The organism is Enterococcus sp. 7F3_DIV0205, from assembly GCF_002141365.2.
In the GTDB taxonomy this organism is placed as follows: Bacteria; Bacillota; Bacilli; order Lactobacillales; family Enterococcaceae; genus Enterococcus_L; species Enterococcus_L palustris.
Genome location: NZ_CP147244.1, coordinates 1,171,975 through 1,198,305 on the forward strand (window position 1 = coordinate 1,171,975; position 26,331 = coordinate 1,198,305).

Here is a 26,331-nt window from a genome sequence, read left to right on the forward strand (position 1 = left end):
ATTCACAACATAAATCAAGTGGAATAATCACTATTTATTTTGACATATTCATAGCTTAAATCACAGCCAATTACTTCAAAATTTTCTACTCCTTGATGTAAATCTACCGTTAAATAGATATCTTCATTTTGTTCGATGTACTCTGTGATTTGATCGATATTTTGTGTTTTTTCTTTGTTATTTGAAAAAATCGGGTATGTTCCATAAAAAATTTCAACTTTATTCTGGTCAAACATCAAGCCGTCGGTTTTACCAAGGGCCATTGCAATTCGACCCCAGTTAGGATCGTTACCAAATAATGCAGTTTTCACTAAAGGAGAGTTGATGATTGATTTCCCAGCATTTTTTGCCTGCTCCTTGGTTTCAGCATTTTTCACTGTGACAAACATTGTCTTCGTAGCACCCTCAGCGTCTTTTACCACATCTAAAGCTAATTCCTTACAAATTTGATCCAACGCCTTTTGTAATTCGCTCGGTTTGATTTCATGATGACCACTGGCTAAAAGTGCTACAGTGTCACTAGTGCTTGTATCTGTATCGATGCTGATCGTGTTGAAAGATTGGTCAACAGCTACTTTCAAAATAGAATGAATCTCTTCTTTCTCAATTTTTGCATCTGTTACAATATAGGCCAACATCGTTGCCATATTAGGTTCAATCATTCCTGAGCCTTTGACAATGCCTAAAATAGTTGCAGCACCAATTTTTAAGCTACGAACTTTGATTCGTTGATCTGTGGTCAAAATAGCATGGGCGAAATCTTCATAGTCTTCTTTGAGGTCGATCGATTCTGTTTCTAAAAAGTCCTCAATAACATCGATTGGTAATTGAGGTCCAATCATCCCTGTAGAGGAAGGCAGAATATTCTCTTTTTTAATCATTAGCTTATCTGATAAGCAGTCTAAAATTTTGTATTCATTTTCTCTCCCTATTTTCCCAGTTGCAACATTGGCGATACCACTCGTCACTACAACTGCTTGTAATTCAGCATTTTTCACATGGTCTTTCCCGATAGGTATACATTCGCCACAAAATGTATTCTTTGTAAAAACTGCTGCAGCGTGACAAACATCATCAGCCACGATCAACCCAAAATCTTTTCTTTTTTTCTTGATTCCAACATGCGTTCCATAAAACCTAAATCCCTTTGGTATGTTTTCAAAATTCCCCATCAATAACACCTTCCCGTACATGATCAACTTGTATTCAATATAGAACTTTGTTTCTCAATTTTATAAAAGTATAAAGCAAAGAGCGGTAATAGTCAATGGATTTTATATCAAAAAATACCAATATAAAGGTTTTTTATGCAAAATAAACACTCATTCTCGCATAAAATTGTATTTCCAGATCATTTTTATACAAAAAAAGCATCCAGATAAATCTGGATGCTTCGTAGTTATCACTTTATTAATTATTTTTACCAAATATACGCAAGAATGCTATGAATAAATTGATGAAGTCAAGATATAATTGTAACGCCATGAATACAGCGATACCCGTTCCTGGTTGTCCACCAGTTTGCGTATATAGAGTACGAATTTTTTGGTTATCGTATGCTGTGATTCCAGCAAAGATAATGACCATCAAAATTGAAATCAAATAGTCAACTGGTCCACTCTTTAAAACAAAAGCATTTAGGAAAATGGCGATGATCAAACCGATCAAAGCGCTATATGCTGCGTGTCCCATTGCTGAAAGATCTCGTTTAGTAAAAATACCGATCAACGACATACCGCCAAATGTAGCAGCTGCACTAACAAAGGCCGTTACAATCGTGCCTTCTGTATACATCGCTAAAGTAACTGCTAATGTAATACCATTTAACACAGAGTAAAGGATGAAACCACTGATTGCTAAAGTTGGATTCTTCATAGCTTTAACACCTAAAAAGATAACTAAAACCAACTCAGCGATCCAAATACCATAAAAAGCAAAGGGATATTTGGCTAAAAACATCACGATTTCCATAAAAAATACATTTAAAACTAAATAAGATACTACCGCACTGATCCCGATTCCCATCGCTAAAAATGCGTAAATTTTTGAATAGAATTTGTTCAAGCCAACATTGGCTACTGCTCCATTATTCATCTATATTTCCTTCTTTCTCCTCTAAATCCGCTAATGTCACTTGAGGTGGCTGAACCATTACGACCGCATCAAGTACTCGATCTTCTTCTTCATTGACCGCTTCAATCGAAATCGTCACAACATCTTTCATCTTATCTACCTTGATCACTTCAAATTGAAATGTCAGTGTCTCATAATGAAAAACTGGTTCTACGAAGTTCACTGAAAAATTGACCACATGAGAGCCAGGGCCAGGTAAATGTTTTGAAATTGCGCTGGTAATGATTCCCATCAACATAATCGATGGAACGATTGGTTTGCCATATTCTGTTTTTTGGGCATAATCATGTTGGATATATAAGGGATTGGCATCGTTGGTTAAGCCCAAATAAAGAAGCAAGTCTTTATCTTCGATCGATTCGGTTAAAGACAGCGAATCGCCTTCCTCAATATCTTCGATGGTTTTGCCTAATTTTCTCGGTTTTCCGATATTCAAATTAGTACACCTCCACTAATGATAAGATAATTGTACCAAAATGACGACAAAAGGCAAGTTAAAAAGAAGAGGCTTCAACAAATCGTAAAATACGTTTGCTGAAACTTCTTCTTCAAGTTTATTTTTATAGAACACTTCTAGTTGTGTTGCTTAATAGCGTTTCATAAGCCTGTTCAAATTTTTGAACATCTCCAGCTCCCATGAAGACCATCACAGCATTTTCATGGTCTAAAAGCGGAGACACATTATCTTCTTTTATAACTTGGCCGCCTTTTTGAATTTTATTTCCTAAATCCTCGATTTTCACATCGCCCTGTTGTTCTCTGGCAGATCCAAAAATATCACAAAGATAAACAGCATCCGCTAAATCCAACGCCTCAGCAAATTCATCCATCAATGCAATAGTACGAGTGAATGTGTGCGGTTGAAAAACAGCAATGATTTCTTTATCAGGATACTTTTGACGAGCACCATCGATCGTTGCAATAATTTCAGTTGGATGATGTGCATAATCATCAACAATGATCATGTCAGAAACTTTTTTCTCTGTAAAACGACGTTTGACACCTTCAAATGTCAGCATTTCCTCAGCCACTTTTTTCATATCTAACTTTTCAAAATAAGCTACAGCAATCACACCTAATGCATTCATGATATTATGTTGCCCAAAAGCAGGTAAGACAAAGTGCCCAACAAATGTGTCATGGTGATAAACATCAAAAGAAGATCCTTGTGTTGTCCGCTCAATGTTTTTAGCTTGAATATCATCATCCTGTGCTAATCCATAATAATAAACTGGGACATCCGTTTTTAATTGACGTAAATATTTATCATCACCATAAGCAAAAATCCCTTTTTTTACTTGCTCAGCCATAGTTTGAAAAGCCGAGAATACATCTTCAATACTCTTAAAATAATCAGGATGATCAAAATCAATATTCGTCATGATTGCGTAATCTGGTGAATATGCTAGAAAATGACGGCGATACTCGCACGCTTCAAAAGCAAAAAATTCAGCATTTGGATCACCATGACCCGTTCCATCACCGATCAAATAACTTGTTGGTGCAATCCCTGTCAACACATGGGAAAGTAACCCAGTTGTGCTTGTTTTCCCATGAGAACCCGTTACAGCAACACTTGTATAAGGTTGAATAAAACGGCCAATAAAATCGTGATAACGAATAATTTCGGCTCCTAATTCTTTTGCACGTACCAATTCTTCATGAGTGTCAGGAAATGCATTTCCTGCAATAACAGTCATATCTTTTGTAATATTATCAGCATTAAACGGTAAAATAGTAATACCAGCTTTTTCCAAATCACGTTGTGTGAAGAAATATTCATCTACATCGGATCCTTGCACTTGATAGCCTTTTTCAAACAATACGAGTGCCAATGAACTCATTCCAGATCCTTTGATCCCAACAAAATGATGTAATTTATTTTCTTGATTGCTCATCTTAATCCTCTTCTCTTAAAGTCTATATAAAACGTAGCTTTTTTAAACAGTTTTCAATCGTACGCAATCCATTATCGTATATAATTGTGAAATAATCAACTAAAAAAAACGCCTAATCGTTTATTTTCCAACAATAAAAAGGCTTCTAGCAGCATTTTTGCTGGGTCAAGTTCTGTCTAGCCGATTATAAAGAATCACAGTAAAAAGCTGAGACAAAGCCTATTTGGCTTTGTCTCAGATCTTTTTCACTTAAAATACTTACTATTCTCTAATTCCATACTTGAATCTTTAATAATACCACTCAAGGACTTATCTAAAATGCCCTTTTTTTTCTCATGTTCTGCTTCTGCTACTTTTTGACCGTATGCAGTTTGGCTTTTAGCATTTTCTTTCGCCGTCTTCAGCTCTTTTCTAGAACGCGGCAACGTGTGACTAATATCTTCTTCTTTTCCAAATCGTTCCATATCAGGTTTGATTTGTTGGTATTGACGTCTTGTTACAGGAATTTCAGGTGAGTCTTTTGGAATGTTAAATTTTTGAACAGTCGGATCTTCATTCCCCTTCACTTGAAATGCCGCTGGTTCATCGTCAAAAAGCAAGTACGAATTTTGATCTTTTTTCATTGCTTCTGCCAATTCTTGCTCAGTCAAAGCGGGTGCTTTTTCTTCTGGAATGACAGACGCTGGAATATACTTTGGTACAAAATAAGAACGAGTATCATAAGTAAAATCCTTTGAAAAAGCTGCTTTGTTTTTATTAGAAGATTGTTGAGAACCAAAACCGTAAGAATTTCTTTTTGGCATATTACCAAATAGATTATTTTTTTGCTTTGGTGACGTTGTTTTATTATGAGTCATCATATAATTCGGCAGATTGGATTTGTGACGTGCCAATTCTGCAACTTGTTCCTGACTATGAGAAACATGTTGATTATTTGTTTGTGTTGGTTGTTTGTGCAACACTGGTTGGACGTTTATCGGATCTATTACTGGTGTACTTTGTTGAGATTGTGTTGGTGTTTTAGAGAGCATTGGTTCTTCTTGAAACAATGTTCGTTTATTTTCAGAAACTAATTTCACGCCTAATTCATCGTCATAAGCTGGAAAACGAAAATGTTTTCTTTTGATTTGAGTTGGGTTTTCCATTCGAGTCATTCCTTTATTCTACTTTCTGTCAATTCTACCATAAAAAAGCGGAATTCTAAACAATTTACCTTACTTTTTCTTTTTTATTATTGTAATTTTATTTGAACCTTTTAATTTCCATAAAAAGTAGTCGCTGAAACAAAGCATAATGCTTCGTTCAACGACTAACTGAATGTTTATTTCTATGGGTAAATACGGTTCAACAAACGTGGGAATGGACTTGCTTCACGAACATGTTCAATGCCTGCCAACCATGTAACGGTACGCTCTAATCCTAGTCCAAAGCCTGAGTGTGGAACGGAACCGTAACGACGTAAATCTAAATACCAAGAATATTCTTTTTCATCTAGATTGTGGTTACGAATTTGTTCCAATAAGTAATCATGGTCAATAGCTCTTTCAGAACCGCCGATGATTTCGCCGTAGCCTTCTGGTGCGATCATATCCGCACAAATCACAACATCGTCACGAGTTGGATGTGGTTTCATGTAGAAAGCTTTGATCGCTTTTGGATAGTTCAAAATGAAAACTGGTCGGTCAAATGAGTTGGCGATAAACGTTTCATGCGGCGAACCAAAATCATCGCCCCATTCAATATCATCAAACCCATTTTTCTTCAATAATTCAACTGCTTCATCATATGAAATACGCGGGAATGGTAATTGCGTATATTTTTTCAAGACTTCTCTATCACGTTCTAACACGTCTAATGCGTGATCACAATTGTCCAGTACACTTTGAACTAAGAACGCTACGTATTGTTCTTGGACTTCTAAACTTTCTTCTTGATGCATGAAGGCCATTTCTGGTTCAATCATCCAAAACTCGATCAAGTGACGACGCGTTTTTGATTTTTCCGCTCTAAATGTTGGTCCAAATGAGAACACTTTACCAAACGCTAAGGCTGCTGCCTCCATGTATAATTGTCCACTTTGAGATAAATAGGCTTTTTGATCAAAATAATTTGTTTCAAATAGATCAGTTGTACCTTCTGCTGTACTGGCAGTTAAAATAGGTGGATCGATTTTAACAAAATTATTGTTATTGAAAAATTCATAGGTTGCACGAATAATTTCATTACGAATTTGCATGATTGCATGTTGACGTGAAGAACGCAACCATAAATGACGATGATCCATTAAAAAGTCTGTGCCATGTTCTTTAGGTGTAATTGGGTACTCATGACTTTCACCAATTACTTCGATCCCTGTAACACCAATTTCATAACCAAATTTTGAGCGGCTGTCTTCTCTGATTTCACCAGTAATCCAAACTGATGTTTCTTGTGTTAAGCTTTTCGCTAATTGAAAGACTTCTTCTGGGACTTCACTTTTTACTACAATCCCTTGAAAATAAGCTGTTCCATCACGTAATTGTAAAAACGCAATTTTTCCACTTGAACGTTTGTTAGCGATCCAAGCTCCTATTTTTACTGTTTCCCCTACATGATTTTTTGAATCAATAATTTGAATTTGTTCCACAATCGTCTCTCCATTCATTTATTCTTTTACCTATCCCGAATTAAGTAATTTACTTCGTTGATTTTTTTTCGATGAATGCTGCAATCCGTTTAACTGCTTCTTTTAATGTATCTAAATCCGTTGCATAACTGATCCGAACATTTTCTGGAGCGCCAAACCCCGCACCTGTTACAAGTGCAACTTGTGCTTCTGCTAATAAATCATCCACCCATTTAGTGACATCTGTATAGCCGCACATCGTTAATGTTTCTTTGATATTTGGAAATAGGTAAAATGCACCGTGCGGTTTTTCCAATTTGAATCCAGGCAACGCTGCAAACAACGGATAAATCTCATTTAATCGTGCTTCAAAAGCTTTTCTCATGGTTTCAACCGTGTCTTGCTCGCCAACTAAAGCTTCGATTGCCGCATATTGGCTAACAGCTGTGGGATTACTTGTTGATTGTGATGCGATATCATTCATTGCCGAAATGATTGTTTCATCCCCCACCGCATAACCGATACGCCAGCCTGTCATGGCATAGCTTTTAGAAACTCCGTTGATAATGATCGTTTGTTTTTTGATTGCTTCAGACACTGTCGCAATCGGTGTAAAGGTAGCGCCATTATAAACAAGTCTACCATAAATATCATCTGATACGATCAAGACATCATTTAGTACCGCCCATTCACCAATTTTACGCAATTCAGCTTCAGAATAAATCATTCCTGTAGGATTGGAAGGAGAATTTAAAATCAATAATTTCGTCTTATCCGTTCTAGCTTCTTCTAATTGTTCTACAGTCACTTTAAATTCTTTTTCCTGAGCACATGAGATAAAAACAGGTACACCTTCAGCTAATTTAACTTGTTCCCCATAGCTTACCCAGTAAGGGACTGGAATGATCACTTCGTCATTTGGATTTAATACCGCTTGAAAAAGGAGATATAACGCAAATTTGGCGCCATCTGTCACGATCACATTATTTGCTTGATAATCCAGTTGATAATATGTTTTGATATGTTTTACTACAGCTTCACGTAACTCTTTGATACCTGCTGATGGCGTATAATAGCTAGCTTTTCCACTTTCGATCGCTTGAATTGCCGCTTTCTGTATATTTTTAGGTGTAGTAAAATCTGGTTCACCAACTGTTAAACTTAAAACATCTTTGCCGGAAGCTTTTAACGCATTGGCTTTAGCGGCAGCAGCTAGCGTAACAGAGGGTTCTAATTTTTGTGCTCGATTCGATATTTCCATAGTATCGCTCCATTCATTTTTTATCAACAAGAAGGATGAATCAATTCGATCTATAAAGTCAAATCTGAATTGAGTGTTGCTTTGCCACTCTTCATCCAATCGCTTCTATAAACTGTCTCGTCAGACATTTTTAATGACCATGATCTCTTCAGCTTTTTCAAATGATAATAAATAGTAATTTAATGATCCATCATCATTTTTTGTAATGACTTCCCACGTAGGTTTATCATTATACAGTCCTAAACTGATTTTTTGGATATCTTTTTCTTTGTAATCTGTTTCAATGATCTGGCGGATATGTCCTTCTTCTACGCCGTCTTTTTGATTTAGGACAGTGACTTTTTCTCCTGATTTAGGAATGATTACGACCAGTGATTCTCCTTTATCATCTTTACCTGTCACACTGAAATAGGTTTCTTTTCTAGTAAACCAGTAAAAATTATCGACGGTTTCCAAATGTGCATATTCTTTTGCAATTTCTGTTGCTTCTCTTTTCGCCTGTGTTCGTGGATGTGTTGAACGAATATAAAAAATAGTTATCATCACAATAATCACTAATAAAAACGCAATGACACTTATTAGGATCTTGGTTTTCCTTGATTCACGTTGATCTTCTTGTTCTTGCAATCGCCTCGCCCTTTCCAAACTTACTGGCTACCATTATAGCAGAAAATCAGTTTGATTTAATAGATAGCAGACAAATTTATTTATTTAAAAATTCTTTTAGCTCTGACGTTATTTCCTCTAATGTTTCTTCTTTTACTGTTAAATCTTTTGGTAATGCTTTTAACATGCGCTTACCGTATTTTGCCGTCACCAAACGTCTGTCCAAAACAACTAATGCTCCTTTGTCACCATCAGAGCGAATCAAACGTCCTAAAGCTTGACGCAACCGTAGTGCTGCTTTTGGTAAAGCCTCATGAGTAAAAGGATTGATTCCTTTTTCTTCAAGGTAATCATAACGTGCTTTGACGAAAGGTCGTTTAGGATTTTCAAATGGTAAACGTGTCACAATCAACAGTGATAATGCTTCTCCAGGCAAATCGACGCCTTCCCAAAAACTGTCAGCGCCCAATAACACACTATTTTTTGAATGAGCAAAACGTTTCAAGATTTTTTCTCGGCTACCACTGATTCCTTGTGCTAAAAGCTCTCTCCCAACATTTAAAAAATGAGGATGCAAACGATAATAAACACTAGATAAAATCTCATGTGACGTAAATAATACCAGTACAGAACGATCTTGCTCTTGTGATAATTCTTGGATCACAGAGGCAATATATGCGGAAAATTCTGCAGGATTGGCCTGGCTGATCGTAATGGCTTCTGAAGGAATATACAAGCGAGCATTTTGCTCATAATCATAAGGATCAGGCAATGTTTTAAACAAAACATCTGTCAAACCCAATTTATTTGGCAAATACTTCTTATCATTACCAAATTTTAACGTTCCACCCGTGTATAAAATCCGTTGATACCGATCATACCAAGTTGTTTCAGGTAAAATACTTGCTTCTAAATCATTGATTGCAAGTAACCCATAGCCTTGAGGTGTCGAGCTGTATTCTTTGATCCAGCGCGGATGCCATTCATTGACATAAATATCAAAACATTCATACAAAAATACGATGCGTTCAAAAAATTGCAATAGACTGACAAATATAATCCGCTCAGACGCTGTATACTTTTCTAGTTGTTCAACAATCGACTGCTGTAATCTAGTTTGAATTTCCTGCATTTCAGTTAAAAGAACTTCGATTTTTTGAATTGACGTTTCTCCATTTAAAGACAAATGATCGAACAATGGTTTCGTTAACAAAACGGCCTCTAAATTGGGTTGTTTTTCATTTTGAAACAGCTGGTTTAGTTCATAGAATAAATCACTAAATTCTTCTACTAAATCATTTAGCGCTTTAGAGTAAATACGTAATAGTCGCTGTTCTTGTGTTTCTGATTTAAAAATTTGATTGACTTGATCAAACAACTGGTCTTCTTCCAGATAAAGATTTGCCTGTTTTTTAAATGAAACATAGTTAAACTGACGATTCGCAATTTTCCCAGCAATATCTGGTAAATGGTGTGCTTCATCAATGATCAAATACGAACTTTTAGGTAACAGCGGGATTTCTCTAAGGGTTTCTTGTGCCAAAAATGCATGATTAACGATCAGTACATTACTTTGTCGAACTTTTTTATAAAGAAAACGCACAAAATCTTCTTGGTACAGCGAATCTTGATCAGATAAAAAATCAATCCCGCGATGTGCGACATCACGCCAAAAAACATGATTAAAATTTGTCAGTTGTAATTCATCAAGATCGCCAGTCTCAGTGTCTACCAGCCAAACTAAAACCCCCATCTGATACAAAGCATATTGTTTTTGCTGCACAGGATTCTTCAGTGTCGCTTTAAACCGCTGCAAATCGATATAATGACGATGGCTTTTGATAATCACTGCTTTGATCGGTTTAGGGCAAATTTGATTGGCTAACGGAATATCTTTTTCAGTCAATTGATTTTGTAAAACAATCGAAACAGTACTAATAATAACTGGATTTTCTGGTGTTGCTAAATAACTTAGCGGGAATAAATAGCCTAATGTTTTTCCTGTTCCAGTAGCTGCTTCAATAAATAAATTTTTAGTTTCATCTTTTGTAAAATGATCATATACTAAGTTCATCATGCGGCTTTGTTCTGAGCGATAGCCGATTACATTTGAAAAAACTTTTTCTTTGGCCTTTTTCTTTTGCGGAAAAATAGGCTTTCCGTATAATTTTTCTTCAAATAGTGGCACTTCTTTTCTTCTTAATGCAATTCCAGAAACTACATGTTGTTCTTTTGCTAAAGGTTGAATAGTTTGTTTCATTTCTTCATAGATATGATGAATATAAGAGCTAGTATCCATACCTGTTTGTTGACTCAACTGGTCAATTGTTTCCATTGTGATCAGCGGCAAGCGACGCATTTTGGCTTCGATCAAAAGTAAAAGTTCTGCCGTTACTTGGGCATCACTATCTGCTTGGTGAGGATTATCATGGATCAACCCTAAACTTTCAGACAAGTCACCTAAACGGAAGCTTTTTTCTGTCGGTAAAAAAATCTGAGCCAGCTCAACTGTATCTATTCCGGGAATTTTTAGTTTTGGCGTACCACAACGGATCAATTCCTGTGTTAAAAAAGAATAATCAAAATAGATATTATGAGCAACAAATACAGTATCAGCCAGCAAATTGTAAATCGTTAACGCGACATCCTCAAAATACGGTGCTTTTTGAACACGGGCATTGCTGATGCCAGTAAGTTGTTGAATCTGTTTAGAAATGGCCTGATTTGGATTGATGTCTGTCGCAAAACGGGAAATGATTTCTCCATCTTGGATCAATACACAGCCGAATTGAATAATCCGGTCAACCATTGGATCGGTCCCAGTTGTTTCTAGATCAACTACTGCATATGTCTGTTTTTTCCTCATGGGCTTCCCGCCTTTCCTCTATCCTTGAAAATTATACTACAAAACGGAAGTTTTTTTTAGTGTTAGTTTAAAAGGTTGTAGAATAAGGACTTTTTAGTTGTTTTTTTTGCATTGGTTCTGTTTCTTTTAGAGAACTGACTGTCTTTTCTACTCCATAAAAACATATTAGACAAAGACTCCTCTTTGAGTCGACTATCATATAACACTTTAAAGTTATTTCTATCTCCATTTAAGTTGTACTATTTTCTTGATTTTGTTTTTGTCCTAAGAAACAACTTCTAACAGTTCCTTTTCCAGCATCTATTCTAGAGAAACGTATAATTCAAAAAAAGCTTCTAAATCAAAATAGAAACCCTAATAAATCAAGGTTTCTGTTTGCTTCGTTTTATTAAGTAGTTTTATCGGAAAAGTGTGTTATTAAAATTTATCTAAATTTTCACTTTGTTTTTTGAAAGACTCTTTTACTTTTTTCCCGAATTGTCCTTTGATAGAATTCCCCATACTTTCGGAAACACTTGCCATATTTGTTTTAACTGAAGATAGCTTCACTTCTCCACTTTGTTTCGCTTTTTGTTGATTTGTTTGTTTTTTCTGTTTCATGGAATGACCAATTGCTGACGCGATTGAGTCTTTCTGCGCCTTCTTTTTAAGGTCTTTGGTTACATCATCTAACATTAAAAATCACTCTCTTTCTTCTCTAATTCCTGATCATATAATGTACGAACAGCATGATAATAAGTCTCATCTAACTCCTCTATTTCTCGCTCAATTTTCTTTCGGTCATGTTGTGCTGCTTCATAGACTTCTTCTTTCAGCCTATCTAACTTATGTACAGCTTGTATAATAAAACCTTGATCTAAAACGTAGTCTTTTAAATAATAATGTGTCATATCTGCAACTTCTTCTACATCACGTATTCCTTGATCTCTTTGAAAAAGAATATCCTCTTCATTCTCTTCCAATTGACGTTTTTTTTTTAGATAATCTGTTTTTAATACTTCTTGTTGATCCATATGAACACCTCATTCTAGAAAAGTTGACTAGCTAAATTTTTATCACTTTGAACAAGTTTATCAATTCCCGATTTAATTTCTGAAACGAGACTGTCAAAACTCTCACCCAATTGTATGGCCTTAGTGATCTGTTCTTTATAAAAAATTATAGGTTCGGTTACAATACTGGCTTCTGTTGCTCCGACTGCAGCCAAGGCATCAATAATTTCAGATTCATTTAACTCTGTTCCGATTGAACGAGCATGCTGAAGCCCTTCTACCCAAACTTCTTTAGCTTCTGTAATCGCCTCTTGATAGATTGTGATCACATCAATTAGTCCGTCTTTCATCGTCTGAGAGGCAGTCGTTACAACTAATAAAGCTTCACTGTTATCCAAATAGATTTCTTCATTCTTCGATAAGCCACCGCCACTAGATTTTAGTTTTTTTCTCAATTTTTTGAGTTCAGAAAGATCTGCTATCCGATAAGATCCATATAATTTTAAATACTCTTTTACACGCGCTTTCGCTTCCTCATCGTCACCTGTCCAAAATTTGCCATCACCATTTTTTTTGGCCCAATTTTTGGCAGCCAGCTCTACTTGCGCTTTTGTCATACCAGGGGCAAAGATACCATCTTTGGCTAAACGATCTAAATTTAGCGTGTCCCCATCAAAGTATTTAGCAAGGGTATTATGTTCATTGAATCCTATTCCTTCAATTCGTGACACAGTTCCATACGTATGATCACGACCAGAAAAATTCGCCCAAGAATCGTTTTGATATCGTCTCAACATTTCGGGATTACTTTTCAACCATTTCAGTTGATCATCTGTGAGCGTTCCAAACTGATCTCGTCCCCAGTCATCAAAACTTGTTGTTTGAAAGCCCATTTCTTTACCACATTCTCCGGCCATTTTCATCATGTAACCACCAGATTGACTAAAACCAGCAACATCAGTAATCGACCCGTTATGTTTGGCTATTTTATCTTGTGTTTCGTTTAAAAAAGCTTGTGCACCCTCATATTCCCCTGAAAGGCCGCCTGTCAAAGCACCACCTGCAGTAACAAAACCGTTGGCTCCAGTATCACTATACATATTGGTTCCAGCGTACACAACAGCTACATTGTTATAGTCAGGTTTCCCATTGACTATCGGGGCGATAGCCATTGCATTTAGTTGGCTGTCTTCATCGCTGGCTGCTTTGTTTAGGATTTGGTAGTCTACATTTTTTCCTTGAATATTCAATTTAACTTTATTTGTGTCAGTCTGAACAGTTTCTTTTGTGGTATCAATTGCTTTAGCCAAGACCTCTGTTGTGATTTCGCTACTCATCTGTTTTCCACCGTCTTTAATAAGTCAACTTATGAATTTCTAAATTGTAAATAATCTCCGCATTGGTGCTACCTGGAGAAGCTTTTTTGATTCTTTCAAATGCTCGCTTTTCTTTTTCGTTTACCTTCAAATTTTTTACATCAGGGTCATCACTATATGCATAAATAGCATTGTGTATTCCAGTTGCAACTGAAATATCAATATTACTGGGATTCAACACAGAGATTCCATCGTATTCATATAAAACATATTTTTTTAAGTCATCATCATATTCTGTTTCATCAGATAGGCGAAACTCCATTGTAAAATAACTATCTTTTGAAATATATACGTGAACATTGCTATTTACATAGTTCCCCAAAATAGAAGCGCCAAAAACAGGAGAACTTCGCCATTCTACACCAATCCCTTGCCACTCGATTTTTTCAATGCCTTCATAATTTTTGACTAAATAATCTGTGACATAGTTTTGGATAAGTTCAATCCCATCTTGATAACTTTTTTCTACTGCTTTTTTATCCATATATTTTTTCCCTCCTAATAAAATAATAATTACGATCATTCCTAATAATATTGCTAAAATCCACTTCTTTTTCACCGCTTCACCACCTAATTTAATACTCCGTTATTCAAGAGTAACAATATAGAATACATATAGCAATCTTTTTTTTACTCACATTTTCATAGCTACCTATATATCTTACTTTCTTCTATACTATGATTCTAAATTGTTTTTCTTCTGTACCTTATGTATTTAGTTCTATGATAATTTAATGAAATCTCCAACTATCGGTACTATATCCTTTTATCAGATTCAGTTATCATCTGCATAAAGAAAGGGCTTACAAAATGTTTTTTCTGTAAATTCTGGTAAGAAGACTGAAACAAAGCCACAAACCGCGTACTCTTCATCCTAATAAGAAACGCCTTTATATACATCACCATTTTTATAAAGATATTCACCCATTTTATGGTTTTGACACATTTTCTACATTCTTTTTAGGAAAATTATTATTTAAACATACTGTTATATTGAAGCTACAGCCAGAACAATCTATAAATTTTAATGGCACTATTTTCTTCTTGCTTAAATCTTTAGTTTCTATTTCTTTACAACTTCAATAGGTACTTCAAATTCAATATAGTCAAACGGGCCTGCTCCACCTCCATTAACCTCTATATCATAATCATACCGTATAATCACACTATCTCCTATTTCAATAAGTTCACCAATAGTAAGAGCCGCTGTAGCATGACCTTGAGTTCCTAAAGTTGCTTCAGTAGACTCCATTCCATTTGCCCCGTGTTTAATTGCTTGTCCTTTCATTGTAAATAGCTCCACACCAGAGAAACTTATTTCAAATGCTTTAGGATAATCAATATTTTTATAATTCATCTCTACCTCAATAGAATCATATTTATTTACTGAATTGGGATACAATTGTCCTTTTGCTTTTTTCACAGAAATTTCAATTACAGGTTTTGTATTTTCATAAATGACTGCTGTCTCATTTATTTTATGTCTTCTCTTTTTTACAGTATATTTAATCTCACGTCCAACCTCTTGTATTCCACTCATAAAGGTTAATCCATCTTCCAATAATTCTCTTGCTTCTGATTCTCTGGTTTCATTTTCTACATTAGAACAAGACGTAAGCATTAACAGCGTGACACAAAAACATAGCATAATTACTTTTCTCATATATCCTCCATATTTTAATAGACATTCTATTTTATCTTATTTCGTGATTTTTTCTCCAGAATTTATTTCTTGTTGGAATAATTATCTTTTCTTATTATTAGACAGAGAAAATGCTATAGAACTGAAAAAATCTGCAATTGCTGTGAAAAACTCTTCCATATAGTTCATCAATCCTTATTTTTATCCTTTTTGAGAGTTTATTAAAATTATAACTAAGATACCTTATAAATAAGTGAGCGTACTTTTTGCGTCAAGTCTCTGTAAGTTTCTTCATCAATTATTGTATTTTCATAGTCCAAGCGAAGCGTATCAATTTTTTTATTTGCTGTAGATAGAAGTGCTTTTTTTACCATCTTTTTATATCCGACAGCTACAAAAATGAGCCAAGGAAATAGCCCCATCATTCCTCCATCTTCATCATTTATATACAAAAATAAGTAAATAATGTAACCAGCTATTGTTAAAAAGATAGCTATTATTTCATTGATCCTTTTCAAGACTTTCTTCAAAACAATCTACGCTTTCGCTCTATATTTATACCACATGTATAATATAATCATAATGAATGAAAAAGGAATTGTTACTATCAATCCTGTAATGCCACATACTATAAAAAACAACGGATACGCCCCTAGTCCATTTTCAAATGACTTTAAACTGGGAAATAGAGAAAAAATAACTAACAAAATAGACGTTGGAATAATGAGTATAAATAAATTAATTGCTAGTAAAACTTGGCTTACAATAAAAACTTTTTTCATTTACTCTCCTTCCTGATTCTTTCTGGAATCATCGATATTTTTTTTACCTTTTAGTTGCCCGTATCTGTTAACGAGCCTTTTTGCCATTTAAGTTGGGATTTCTATACTATTAATTTCAGGCTAAATAAATCAGAGCACCTTTTCAATCAATCATTTATTATAACATTTAATCTATAACTATCTACATTAAATAGTAAAATGCGCTTAGAATCACTCTCTGATCATTATATTTTTTCCCAGATACCTATAGAGTGTTGAAGAAGAAATACCAGTCATTTCATGAATTTCTTCCCCAAAATATTATTTTGTATCCTGTTAAACTAACAACTTGTTGAATCTTTTTCTCCGATACTTTAAGACGATCACCGATAACGCCGTTTTTTTCCTTGCCCTTTTATGAACTTCTCTAGTACGTTCAACTAACAAGTTCCTCTTAAATTATGTAAAACACTGAACAAAATCTAACATCACCTTACCTTTTGACGTGATCGACTTGTTTTTGTCCCACTAATTTTCCCATTAACATGGGAATAAAAATGGAAAATATTAAAGTGGCTGGGACATCACTTGACGAGTGATGTCCCAGCCACAAGGAATCCAAATAGGCGATGGAAACAGAAGTATCACCTTCGGAAATAAGTTCAACTTCTATATTCGCCCACTCATTGGATGTTGTTCATTAAACTGTACTAAATCCCATAAATTACCATATAGATCTTTAAAAACAGCCACAATTCCATAGTCAGCTTCTTTAGGTTTTCTAACAAATTCAATTCCATTTGCGACCATGTCCTTGTAATCTCTATAAAAATCGTCGGTACCTAAAAATAAAAATACTCGTCCGCCTGCTTGATTTCCAATAAAATCACGCTGAATTGGTTTCGACGCTTTTGCTAATAAAATTGTCGTTCCTTTTGAATTGGGAGGAGAGACTACTACCCATCTCTTGTCTTGTTCTGGCTGATATGTGTCTTCTATTAAAGTGAAATGAAGTTTTTGAGTGTAAAACGCTATTGCTTCGTCATAATCTTCGATAACTAATGCAATGTGTACAATCGATTGTTTCATAAATAAAAGCTCCTTTTTAAATCTAGAAATTCTGATTCATCATTCTTCCTCTTGTGAGGTTAAGACCCACGACCGCTTCTTATGATGATGTTTAGCTTTATCATTACATCCATTCTTAATTTTCTAGTAAGCATTATTTTGTTTTTTTACTAGAATTTTGTACAGCTTTAAACAATGTTTGAAATTGACCTTTAAATGTCATCGTTTGCTCAAAAATATCTTCGCCATCATTTAACATTTTGACAGTCACCCATCCTAGTGTTTCTGTAATTGTACTTGCAACAGTCGCATTAATTGCAGCCCCCGCTACAGTTCCTACTGCAGGAATAAATTTTATTATATTACCAACGGCACTTTTACCCAAACCAACAACGACAATTTCCTTACCCAAGCTTTTCCCCATGCTCTCAGACCATGATTGCCCAAATATTTTATGTAGACGAGCCATCATTGTTAATTGAACTGGAACTAGTAATAATGCGTCTGAAAAAGGAATCGGTGAGCACCCTATAATCGCAGCCGTTAAGGAAGCAGCATGAATCGTTGTATGACACTTTTTACGGGTTTCCGCGTCCACTCCTTTTAAAAACTCATCGAAGATACTATCAAATTGACTTTTACTTTTAGCTAAAATTTTCTCAGCTTGCTCTTTTGATTTTCCATAACTTGCGAGGATAATTGATGATGTTTTTTCAGGAAATTTTTTTATCACCTCAGAGAAAAAAGAATCAAACTCTTTCTCATCTGCTTTATTTTCCAAATGAGCAATTTTTTTCTCTTGTTGCTTTTCATGCCCTAATGATTTTTTTAAACGTGAATTTTTGCTCTCTGTAGACTTTTTCTTAAAAATTTTTTTCATCTCTATTCCCTCCATTATATTTAAACAATATAAGCTGCATAACTACTGCCAATGATTCTCTTAACACCTCATTCTAATCATACAGTAGAGATCGTATTTCACCAATCAACAACACTTTTGACTTAGCCTTTTACATACGACTTATATTGATATCTATAAAAAAAGTGAGGCAAGGACATCACTCTAAGAGTCACATCCCTACCTCAAGCAGTTCGAATAAACGGTAGGACTAAAAGTAATTTCTGTCCAACCTCATTCTAAAAATATCACTATTTTCTATCCTACAAATCATTTGTCAACTGGCATCAAGCTTAGATGTTGCATATATTGATCCATTAAAATGTATCCTTCCAAGCGACGCAATAAATCCACTGAACAGCGGACTTTTTTACCGAATAAAGAACGGCTATATGCAATTTCCCGCATTTCTTGTAAAAAACCATCTAAAGAAGACACTAAACCGCCACAGCTCAGTCGACCACAAATCAGAACATCTTCTTTTCGTTGTCTTAACACTTGCCCCCAAGAGTAGTTTAAGTACTCTGCTTGATTAATTTGGGCCAGCAAATCTGATCGTAAAATACTCTTTTTTTGAGTTGCATTTTTCTTTGTTCCTAAGCGCATTCGCTTATTCATGAAGCATAAGTAAATTTCATCTTCCAAATTTTCCATCTCACTTTTAGAGAAATTAGGAATTTTCGCTGGAGCTGCAATTGTTTTACTAGCTTTCATTAGCTTAGAAAAGCGCGGCCAGTTACTTGGTGTCGCTTTCTTTGTATTTCTTTTCTTAAACACTAACAAACCAAGATCTAATGGTTTTGATTTTACCATAGTTTCTTTTGTATCAAGTTCAACTATTTCTTGAGCTTTTTCGTTTTCCATTTGTTTACGTTTCAATTTGATTGACGTGTGTTGCGTCTTCGGTTGTTCCTTATTTTCTGGTTCTTGGGTTAACGAAGCTGTATGTTTTTCTTCTATTTGGGAATCTTCTTGAATTGGTTTTTCCACCAATTCGTTCTCCAACTTTTTTTCTGCTTCTTCTCCTACTACTTCCTCGATAGCTTCGGCTTGCTCAACTGGTTCTGCAATTTCAACTTCTTTAGCAGCACCATCATCCACAAGTTCGACTTCTACATCTACGGACTCATTCACAGCAGAATTTTCTGTTTTTTCAGCTTTGTCATCTTCAATCACCAAAGGCTGCGCTCTTTTCAGATGAATCGTTTGAATACTTCTAGAGATGATTGGATCATGTTTAGCCGTATGCATCTCGATTTTCCCTTGATTGATCGTATCTGTCAAATCCGTGATCATTTTGCGTAGACGGAAAATCTCGTTTGAAGTTTCAAGCATTTGCTTCATCATTCCCTGCATCTCTCCAGAGTCTAATGCTGTGTTTCCTTTATATACTAGAGACCGATCCTTCTTCTCAAGAGTGATTTCTTCAAACCATTGTCTTATATTCATCCGAAGTTCTCTTCTAGTTGGCTCAAAACTTCCCATCAGTAATGTATAATACATGATCTCAGTCTCAACATACATATAGATTTTTTTGACTACTAACTCTTCAAACGCTTCTGTTTCATCCCAACTATCGCAGATTGCATCAAAAAAAGCTTCGCCTTCAGCTAAATTTTGATAATCTTTTGCTAGATTCAACTTTCGAACTAAATAAAATGAATAAGGGGTATCTACATTATCGGCATATATCTCACGGCCAAGATAATCGGGATCAACTTCTTTACAAAGGTAGGTTGATCTTTCTTCTTTTTCTGATTGACGTTGTCGCTTACTAATCGTTCTCACTTCCTCAATTTTTTTCCTGTATAAATCGTATCATTTTTTTAGAAAAAAGAACAGACTTCCCTTCTATTATACCGATAAAAAGGAAAAATTGTTCTCATTTTTTTACAAATATATGAAATTAAAAGAAAAACTAGAAGGAAAATCACTATTTAACAAGAAAAACAATGGTTAAAACCAGTATTAAAACAAACTCTTCAGAGGTACGCATTAATTTTAACAGTGGTAATAATGTAGCTGTAAAAACATATGGCTGTTCGATTGTTTCTCATATAAAATTTTTATTTTTCTCTATGCTGCAAATCACCATATGAATTTTAACTTCATCACATCCTTTTTAGATACAAATAAAAAAAGAGAAAGATACTCTCACTGAGTCTCTTTCTCTCTTTCTACTAATTGATTTGTGCTTTCTTTTTATCACGACGAGCCAAAGCTGGTAGAATCATCCCTAATAAAATCAATACAACTGGTGTAATGATATTAGAAGCTAATTGGAAGAACCACGCTTTTGGATCTGCTGCAAAATCAACTTTTGGTACCATACCTAAAATACAAGCAAAGGCTGTAAACAAGAAACACCATAACCCGAAGGCAAAAGCGATTTTAGGATTTTTAATAAATTTGTATTCAGACGTATAATTTTTATACGCCTTATTCAACATCATATAGGCAAAGAATACCCATAGATAACGCATTGGCATTACAACAGAATTTAAGTTAGTCAACCATTTCACTAACTCTTTGATATTGTCGATACCAAACATCGGTAAGACAATAATAATACTGACTAAAACACCTGTTAACAAATAGCCATTAATTAATGTTCCCTTTTTACTTCTCTTACGTAACGCTGCCGGTACGTAATCTGGATCTGCATCAGCTAAAAGAATTTGTAGTGGCGCATCGATCGAGAAGGCCAATGCTGAAATTTGTCCGATACCGTTTGTGATCGCATAGATGATCATCAGTAAGTTACCGACACCATAATACTCACCTAACAGTTGGAAGGCCGTATAAGCACCATTTGCCATTAAATCTTCTGGAATATTGTTACTTGCAAACAACATACCCATCGCAAATGAACCTAAAACAGCTGATACCCCAACCATTGCTGCTAAGAAAATCATTCCCTTTGGAAATTCTTTAGCTGGATTTCTCATTGAGTTTACATAAGGTGAAATTTTCTCCGCTCCACCAACTGCAAACACGAGCATGGAGACCGTCGTAAAATAACTAAAATCGAATTTAGGAATATACGTACTGATTTTATCCATATGAGGTGTTGCAAATTCAACAGTTGAATTCATCATTGGTGCACCAACTGCTAATAGGATAAATAGCATAGACATTACAAAAATTGCTGTTCCAGCCATTCCACCAATGACTTTTAAAGTCATTAGACCTTTTGTCGATAATAGTAAAAATATTAAGAAAATAGCTAAAGAAATTAATGTAATCCCAACGACTGAAAAATTATTAACAATATCACCATTTCCTTGAATCGCCCAACCAAAAGCGATCAACACTAATTGGGGTTTTTGAGCTAAATAAGGGATATGTACAACCCAATACGTCCAAGCCGCATAATAAGCTAAACGTTTTGTACTTGTATTTTGAACCCACGAACTAACTCCACCGCTACTATCTTTGAAAGTTGAGCCAAGTTGTCCCACAATCAACGCATAGGGAATAAAATATAAGACCAAAATTAAAATCCATGATGTCACAACAGAAATTCCTTGTTGTGCATAGTTATTCACGACATTACCTAAGCCCCAAACCATGTTGAAAGCGATCAGACCAACGGTAAACCATCGCAATTGCTTTTGTTCCATCAAAACACTCCTAATCATAATTAAGTATAAAATATCTTTTTAATCATAATCATTTTTAAGCGTTTAAACAAGCTTTCACATGCATAAATATTGATTTTATCAGCAATTTATTAGATAAAAAAAGAAAACATACATTTTCTCTAATAAACAATGTTTTCTCATATAGAAATATAGACCGAAACTTTGATCTTACAAAGTTTCAGCCTTTATCTCTTTTTTTATCCTTTTTATCTTTCTCTCATTTTATCTTAAAATCTGCCAATGAAATCTAGCTCAACGAAACATCCCGCTTCTTAAATAATAACTGCATTACTAGATAAATGGCAATGCTATACACTAAAATACCTCCAGCCATCTGCCAAAAATTCAAGTAGCCTGGATAACTAGCAGCAGCTTCCTTATTTTCCATGATTGTATTTTTAATGTTCAGCATATTGAATGGGTTCCACTTCAACCATTGATATTTAGGTATAACAACATTCAAAAAAGAATTAATAATACTACTACCAAACAAAACACCTAAACCAACGCCGACCGCTAAGCTTTGCGAACGAATCGCAGCCGATATGAATAATGTGATTGTGATATATAAAAGAAGCAACAATAGATTAGCACCGGCATAAGCACCTGCGACCGTCAATGCATTCCAACCGTGATACCCTTTAACAACCGCTAAGGGTGATTGGCTACTTAATAATAAATTGGCAGAAATCAAACTACTCAGATATAAAATGATCGTGCCAATCACACTGTAGATTACACAAACGATAAATTTTGAGAGTAGAATCTGGCTTCTTGTAAATGGACGAATCAACAAAAATTTGATTGTTCCACGACTAAATTCTTCTGCTACGATGGATGCCGCAACGACCACAACAAATAAATTTAGAAATGAAGTCATTTCAGTCAAACTTGCAAATAAATCATTTGCTTTCATCATAACTTCACCACTTTGCGCCTTAGTAGTTGATCTTACCAATAATGTAATTGCAAAAGTCAGGACAACTAATATGAGCCACATGATCCAAGAGGATTTCTTCTTGATTAGCTTTTCCCATTCATTCTTTATCAATTCACTCATACTATAACCCTCCATCTTCTGTCCAACGTAAGAAGTTTTCTTCTAGTGAATCCACGTGAACTTTTAACTCTTTGACCCCAATGCCCGCATCCACTAATTGTTTAGTCAAAACGGTTCTAGTATCTTCAGATAATTCAACCTTTAGATACTTTCCATCCACACTTGCCGTATATCCTCGCTCTTTCAAAAGGTTCAAAGCTCGTTGCTGCTGATCTGTTTCTATTAATAAAATCAGTCTGCTTTCCTCTTCGGGATTATTCATTGGTCCAACATAAGTGATTTCGCCTTTTTGAACTATTACTAAATCATCACATAATAGCTCCATATCGCTCAGTTGATGACTTGAAATTAGCACAGCTACACCTTGATTTTTTAATGCTTGAATCATCTCTCGAAACTCACGCATTCCTTTTGGATCTAGCCCATTCATTGGTTCATCTAAAAGTAGCAGATCTGGTTTATGCAAAATTGCTTGAGCCACACCCAGTCTCTGACGCATTCCTAAGGAATATGTCTTAACTTTTTGATCGATGTTATTTTCTAAGTGAACACTGTGAATCACGCGATTTAATTCTTCTTCAGAAATTACTTTAGAGGACATGCGCACATATTGTTTTAAGTTCTCTCGTCCAGTCATGTAGTTATAAAATTCTGGGTTTTCGACAATTGCTCCTACATGAGCCATGGCTTCTTTGAAGTTCGCGGAAAGGGATTGACCGTTAATTTGAATCGTTCCTTCATCATGACTCATTAGACCCACTAACATACGGATGATCGTTGTCTTACCAGCGCCATTAGGTCCCAATAATCCCGTTACATTGCCGCTTTTCACTGTAAATGAAGCGCTCTTGATGATCTTTTTTTTACCTACCTGCTTTGAAAGGTTTTCTACTTCTAATACTTTCTTGATTTCCATACGTTACCTACTTTCTGCTTCAATGTATTTCTTTAATATAAAAATACTGACTACAGCTCCGATTCCTAACAATATAACATCAAAAAATAAATCATTTAAATATAACGGAATGTATCCTACAGTAATTTTAAATTGATACCTATTCATAAATGCAATTTTCCTGTAACCATCTAATAGTTGTTCACTAACCGTAACTTCTGCAATAAATAAAAGGAGAAATAGCCCATATTTTGACACCTTCTGTAATCTGACTGGTACTTTCGTACTAATCAAGCTACTCAATAAATATACCAATTGAACATAGATCGATGTTGAAAGGAAGAAGTAACTGGATACCAACAGATGTTTCCAATATTCTTGAAAATCAGTCATATCTACTTGTTTATCCAAAAGAAAAACCAATACAACCAAACATAAGTAATAACTGAATAATATAAGCGTTGTGGTGAGCCAGCTAAATAAAATATTACTGAAATAAAATTTGTTTTCACTTATTGGTAGTAGACGATACTGACTTTTTTTCCATGCTTTGATTTGACGATACATTTCCCAGATAAAATGGACAAATAAAAAGAAAAATACCACAACTAAAACAATTTGAGAAATACCCTCCACATGCAGATTTTGAATACCTAATTTGTATGCAATAAATCCGCTTAGGACTATGAAAGAAAAACTACTAAACATCCAAAAAAGTCGATTCTCCTTCTTATATTCGCCCCATAATTTCCACATTTATCGATCCCCCGCTTCCACATATCGATCTATCAGCCAGATACTTAAACTAAAGTATCCGCCTGCAATCACTAATTGAGTGATCAACCGGAAATAGATTTCTTGTTTCAAGCCGAAAGTGCTCATCACAATACCTTTTAAGATATCTAAATCCCAAACTGATAAGTAATCGATCAAAAACATAAATACAATGAATAAAACAATTTCTAAAATCCAACGAAATCTTTTTTGAACAAACTGTTTAATCGAAGCATAAATACAAATAAGAAATTGAATCATTAAAAATAAGACAACTATATCGATTACCGCCGTTATTCCTTTTAGCCATGTTATATCTAGAACAAAAGGAATCTTTATCATAAAATAATTGATGATCAGACCAATAGTCGCATTTCCTATAAAAAAAATTATCCCTACTATCGAACTAAAAATTACATTATAAACGTATAATTTTCCTGTGCTGATAGGTAATAATCGGAAATCAACAGTCCTAAAAAATTGATAAATTCGGTTTGATTCCAATACAAAAAAGAGTATAAAATAAGCGAGGATCGAAAAGATCAAAAAAGCTGTACTAAACTCAACAGAGTGCTGCTTGATGTTATAGACATTTACACATCCTAAAAAAAGCGTAAGAAACAACGTAGCACTATACACTAAGATTAGTGTCTTTGAAAAAAATATACGGAATAATTTAATCATATTTCGTACACCTCACGATATAAATCCTCTAAGTCTTTATGCTTTACTTCTTTGATTGTTTCTAAAGACTCATGAAGAATGATCTGACCATCACGTAAAAACATTACTTCATCAATAATATTTTCGATCTCTCTTAGCTGATGAGTTGTAATGATGATCGTGCTTTCTTCATCAAACCACTGCAATAATGATTGAATGATCTTTTCTCTTGATAACAAATCTACCCCACTTAATGGTTCATCTAATAAGTATAGTTTTGCTCTTCTAGCTAAGGTCATACTCAAAGCAAATTTTTCAGCGTTTCCTTTTGATAAATTTCCTAACTTTTCAGATTCACTTAAATTCATAAAACGTAATAATTCGTATGCTCTCCGCTTATCAAAATCTGGATAGAAGCACGCATAAAAGGAAATAATCTCTTCTAATTGTTGATTAGGCTGAAAATTATTCTGATCTTCTAAATAAGCCACAAATGATTTTGTTTTTGTCCCAACAACACAGCCGTCAATCAAAATCTGACCTTTCCAATTTAAAGCTAAACCAGAAAGTAAACGCATGATTGTTGTTTTTCCAGAACCATTTTCACCAATCAAAGCAACAATTTTTCCTGAAGAAACTGAAAAGTCCAATGTACTAAAAATTTGTTTCATTCCCTTACGGTAACTTAATTGCTCAATCTTCACTAATTCCTTCATTATTGTTTCTCCCTTTCGATGTATTCTTCTAGTACATCTTTTACTTGCTCTTGTGTCCAACCAAATTTTTTCATTTCGGCCAAAAAGTTTTCAATTACCTGTCCAACTGCTTGATTTTGTAAGTTACTGATTTTTTCATTATCTTCTGTTACAAAACGACCCAGTCCACGTTTAGAGAATAAGATATCCTCACGTTCTAATTCTTGTAACGCTCGTTGAACTGTATTTGGATTTGTAGCTAATTCTACTGCCATCTCTCTCACCGCTTTAACTTTATCTCCAGGCTGTAATTTTCCAGAAACAATTTGCTGAATGATAAAGTCCATAATCTGTAAATAAATCGGCCGATCCGTATGGAAATCCATAACTTTACCTCCAATTGATTTTCACCTTCACTAGTGTTCTAGTTAAATAGTACACTACCTTAGAAAGAAATTCAATATTTTTTTTAAATAACTTAATTGAAGAACATA

Annotated in this window: 25 protein-coding genes; all 25 read right to left on the minus strand. The window is 34.7% G+C overall.

All coding sequences use genetic code 11. The features are described from left to right. Positions 1–14 precede the first annotated feature (14 nt). Positions 15–1,172: a bifunctional glutamate N-acetyltransferase/amino-acid acetyltransferase ArgJ gene (gene argJ, locus A5821_RS05550; protein ID WP_086313586.1), complete on the minus strand. Its 1,158-nt coding sequence runs from the start codon at positions 1,170–1,172 to the stop codon at positions 15–17. Positions 1,173–1,410: 238 nt separating this feature from the next. Then, entirely contained in the window at positions 1,411–2,094 is a 684-nt protein-coding gene (locus A5821_RS05555) for a Bax inhibitor-1/YccA family protein (RefSeq protein ID WP_086313587.1), read from the minus strand. Then, positions 2,087–2,569, minus strand: coding sequence for a MaoC family dehydratase (locus A5821_RS05560; RefSeq protein ID WP_086313588.1), 483 nt, complete (start codon positions 2,567–2,569; stop codon positions 2,087–2,089). Before A5821_RS05560 ends, A5821_RS05555 begins: the two co-directional genes overlap by 8 nt. 124 nt (positions 2,570–2,693) lie before the next feature. Further along, positions 2,694–4,031 (minus strand): UDP-N-acetylmuramate--L-alanine ligase, encoded by a 1,338-nt coding sequence (gene murC, locus A5821_RS05565; RefSeq protein ID WP_086313589.1) that lies wholly within the window; start codon positions 4,029–4,031, stop codon positions 2,694–2,696. 245 nt (positions 4,032–4,276) lie between these two features. Further along, positions 4,277–5,176, minus strand: coding sequence for a hypothetical protein (locus A5821_RS05570; RefSeq protein WP_086313590.1), 900 nt, complete (start codon positions 5,174–5,176; stop codon positions 4,277–4,279). A gap of 182 nt (positions 5,177–5,358) precedes the next feature. Continuing rightward, a complete protein-coding gene (gene asnS / locus A5821_RS05575; RefSeq protein ID WP_034682849.1) occupies positions 5,359–6,657 on the minus strand; it encodes an asparagine--tRNA ligase in 1,299 nt (432 codons plus the stop codon). Positions 6,658–6,706: 49 nt separating this feature from the next. Further along, positions 6,707–7,897: a pyridoxal phosphate-dependent aminotransferase gene (locus A5821_RS05580; RefSeq protein ID WP_086313591.1), complete on the minus strand. Its 1,191-nt coding sequence runs from the start codon at positions 7,895–7,897 to the stop codon at positions 6,707–6,709. A gap of 120 nt (positions 7,898–8,017) precedes the next feature. After that, the gene (locus A5821_RS05585; RefSeq protein WP_086313592.1) at positions 8,018–8,524 is read right to left on the minus strand and encodes a DUF5590 domain-containing protein; all 507 of its coding nucleotides are present in this window, start codon (positions 8,522–8,524) and stop codon (positions 8,018–8,020) included. Between the two features lie 76 nt (positions 8,525–8,600). Beyond that, complete coding sequence (locus A5821_RS05590; protein WP_086313593.1) at positions 8,601–11,369, minus strand: helicase C-terminal domain-containing protein; 2,769 nt, start codon at positions 11,367–11,369, stop codon at positions 8,601–8,603. Positions 11,370–11,786: 417 nt separating this feature from the next. Continuing rightward, positions 11,787–12,044 carry a hypothetical protein gene (locus A5821_RS05595; protein ID WP_086313594.1) on the minus strand — a complete coding sequence of 86 codons (258 nt, stop codon included), beginning with the start codon at positions 12,042–12,044 and terminating at the stop codon, positions 11,787–11,789. Beyond that, positions 12,044–12,382, minus strand: coding sequence for a hypothetical protein (locus tag A5821_RS05600; RefSeq protein ID WP_086313595.1), 339 nt, complete (start codon positions 12,380–12,382; stop codon positions 12,044–12,046). The genes A5821_RS05595 and A5821_RS05600 overlap by 1 nt, the downstream gene beginning before the upstream one ends. Positions 12,383–12,396: 14 nt before the next feature. Then, positions 12,397–13,698, minus strand: a complete 1,302-nt coding sequence (locus A5821_RS05605) for a hypothetical protein (protein ID WP_249921829.1) — start codon at positions 13,696–13,698, stop codon at positions 12,397–12,399. Positions 13,699–13,714: 16 nt separating this feature from the next. After that, complete coding sequence (locus A5821_RS05610) at positions 13,715–14,296, minus strand: hypothetical protein (protein ID WP_086313596.1); 582 nt, start codon at positions 14,294–14,296, stop codon at positions 13,715–13,717. 504 nt (positions 14,297–14,800) lie between these two features. Then, a complete protein-coding gene (locus A5821_RS05615; RefSeq protein WP_086313597.1) occupies positions 14,801–15,400 on the minus strand; it encodes a hypothetical protein in 600 nt (199 codons plus the stop codon). Between the two features lie 212 nt (positions 15,401–15,612). Next, the gene (locus A5821_RS05620) at positions 15,613–15,897 is read right to left on the minus strand and encodes a hypothetical protein (protein WP_139844046.1); all 285 of its coding nucleotides are present in this window, start codon (positions 15,895–15,897) and stop codon (positions 15,613–15,615) included. Between the two features lie 912 nt (positions 15,898–16,809). Next, on the minus strand, positions 16,810–17,229 hold the full coding sequence (locus tag A5821_RS05625; protein WP_086313600.1) for a VOC family protein: 420 nt from the start codon (positions 17,227–17,229) through the stop codon (positions 16,810–16,812). A 133-nt stretch (positions 17,230–17,362) separates the two neighbouring features. Continuing rightward, a complete protein-coding gene (locus A5821_RS05630) occupies positions 17,363–18,088 on the minus strand; it encodes a YcjF family protein (RefSeq protein WP_086313601.1) in 726 nt (241 codons plus the stop codon). 288 nt (positions 18,089–18,376) lie between these two features. After that, a complete protein-coding gene (locus A5821_RS05635) occupies positions 18,377–19,894 on the minus strand; it encodes a hypothetical protein (protein ID WP_086313602.1) in 1,518 nt (505 codons plus the stop codon). A 392-nt stretch (positions 19,895–20,286) separates the two neighbouring features. After that, positions 20,287–21,729 carry an amino acid permease gene (locus A5821_RS05640; RefSeq protein WP_086313603.1) on the minus strand — a complete coding sequence of 481 codons (1,443 nt, stop codon included), beginning with the start codon at positions 21,727–21,729 and terminating at the stop codon, positions 20,287–20,289. A gap of 268 nt (positions 21,730–21,997) precedes the next feature. Further along, positions 21,998–22,810 carry an ABC transporter permease gene (locus A5821_RS05645; protein WP_086313604.1) on the minus strand — a complete coding sequence of 271 codons (813 nt, stop codon included), beginning with the start codon at positions 22,808–22,810 and terminating at the stop codon, positions 21,998–22,000. Between the two features lies 1 nt (position 22,811). Further along, on the minus strand, positions 22,812–23,726 hold the full coding sequence (locus A5821_RS05650; RefSeq protein WP_086313605.1) for an ABC transporter ATP-binding protein: 915 nt from the start codon (positions 23,724–23,726) through the stop codon (positions 22,812–22,814). Positions 23,727–23,729: 3 nt separating this feature from the next. Then, positions 23,730–24,461 carry a hypothetical protein gene (locus A5821_RS05655; RefSeq protein ID WP_086313606.1) on the minus strand — a complete coding sequence of 244 codons (732 nt, stop codon included), beginning with the start codon at positions 24,459–24,461 and terminating at the stop codon, positions 23,730–23,732. Then, a complete protein-coding gene (locus A5821_RS05660) occupies positions 24,462–24,821 on the minus strand; it encodes a hypothetical protein (protein ID WP_249921830.1) in 360 nt (119 codons plus the stop codon). It lies immediately after the preceding gene. Between the two features lie 338 nt (positions 24,822–25,159). Further along, positions 25,160–25,858, minus strand: coding sequence for an ATP-binding cassette domain-containing protein (locus A5821_RS05665; RefSeq protein WP_086313608.1), 699 nt, complete (start codon positions 25,856–25,858; stop codon positions 25,160–25,162). Then, a complete protein-coding gene (locus A5821_RS05670) occupies positions 25,858–26,223 on the minus strand; it encodes a GntR family transcriptional regulator (RefSeq protein ID WP_086313609.1) in 366 nt (121 codons plus the stop codon). Before A5821_RS05670 ends, A5821_RS05665 begins: the two co-directional genes overlap by 1 nt. Between the last annotated feature and the right edge of the window lie 108 nt (positions 26,224–26,331).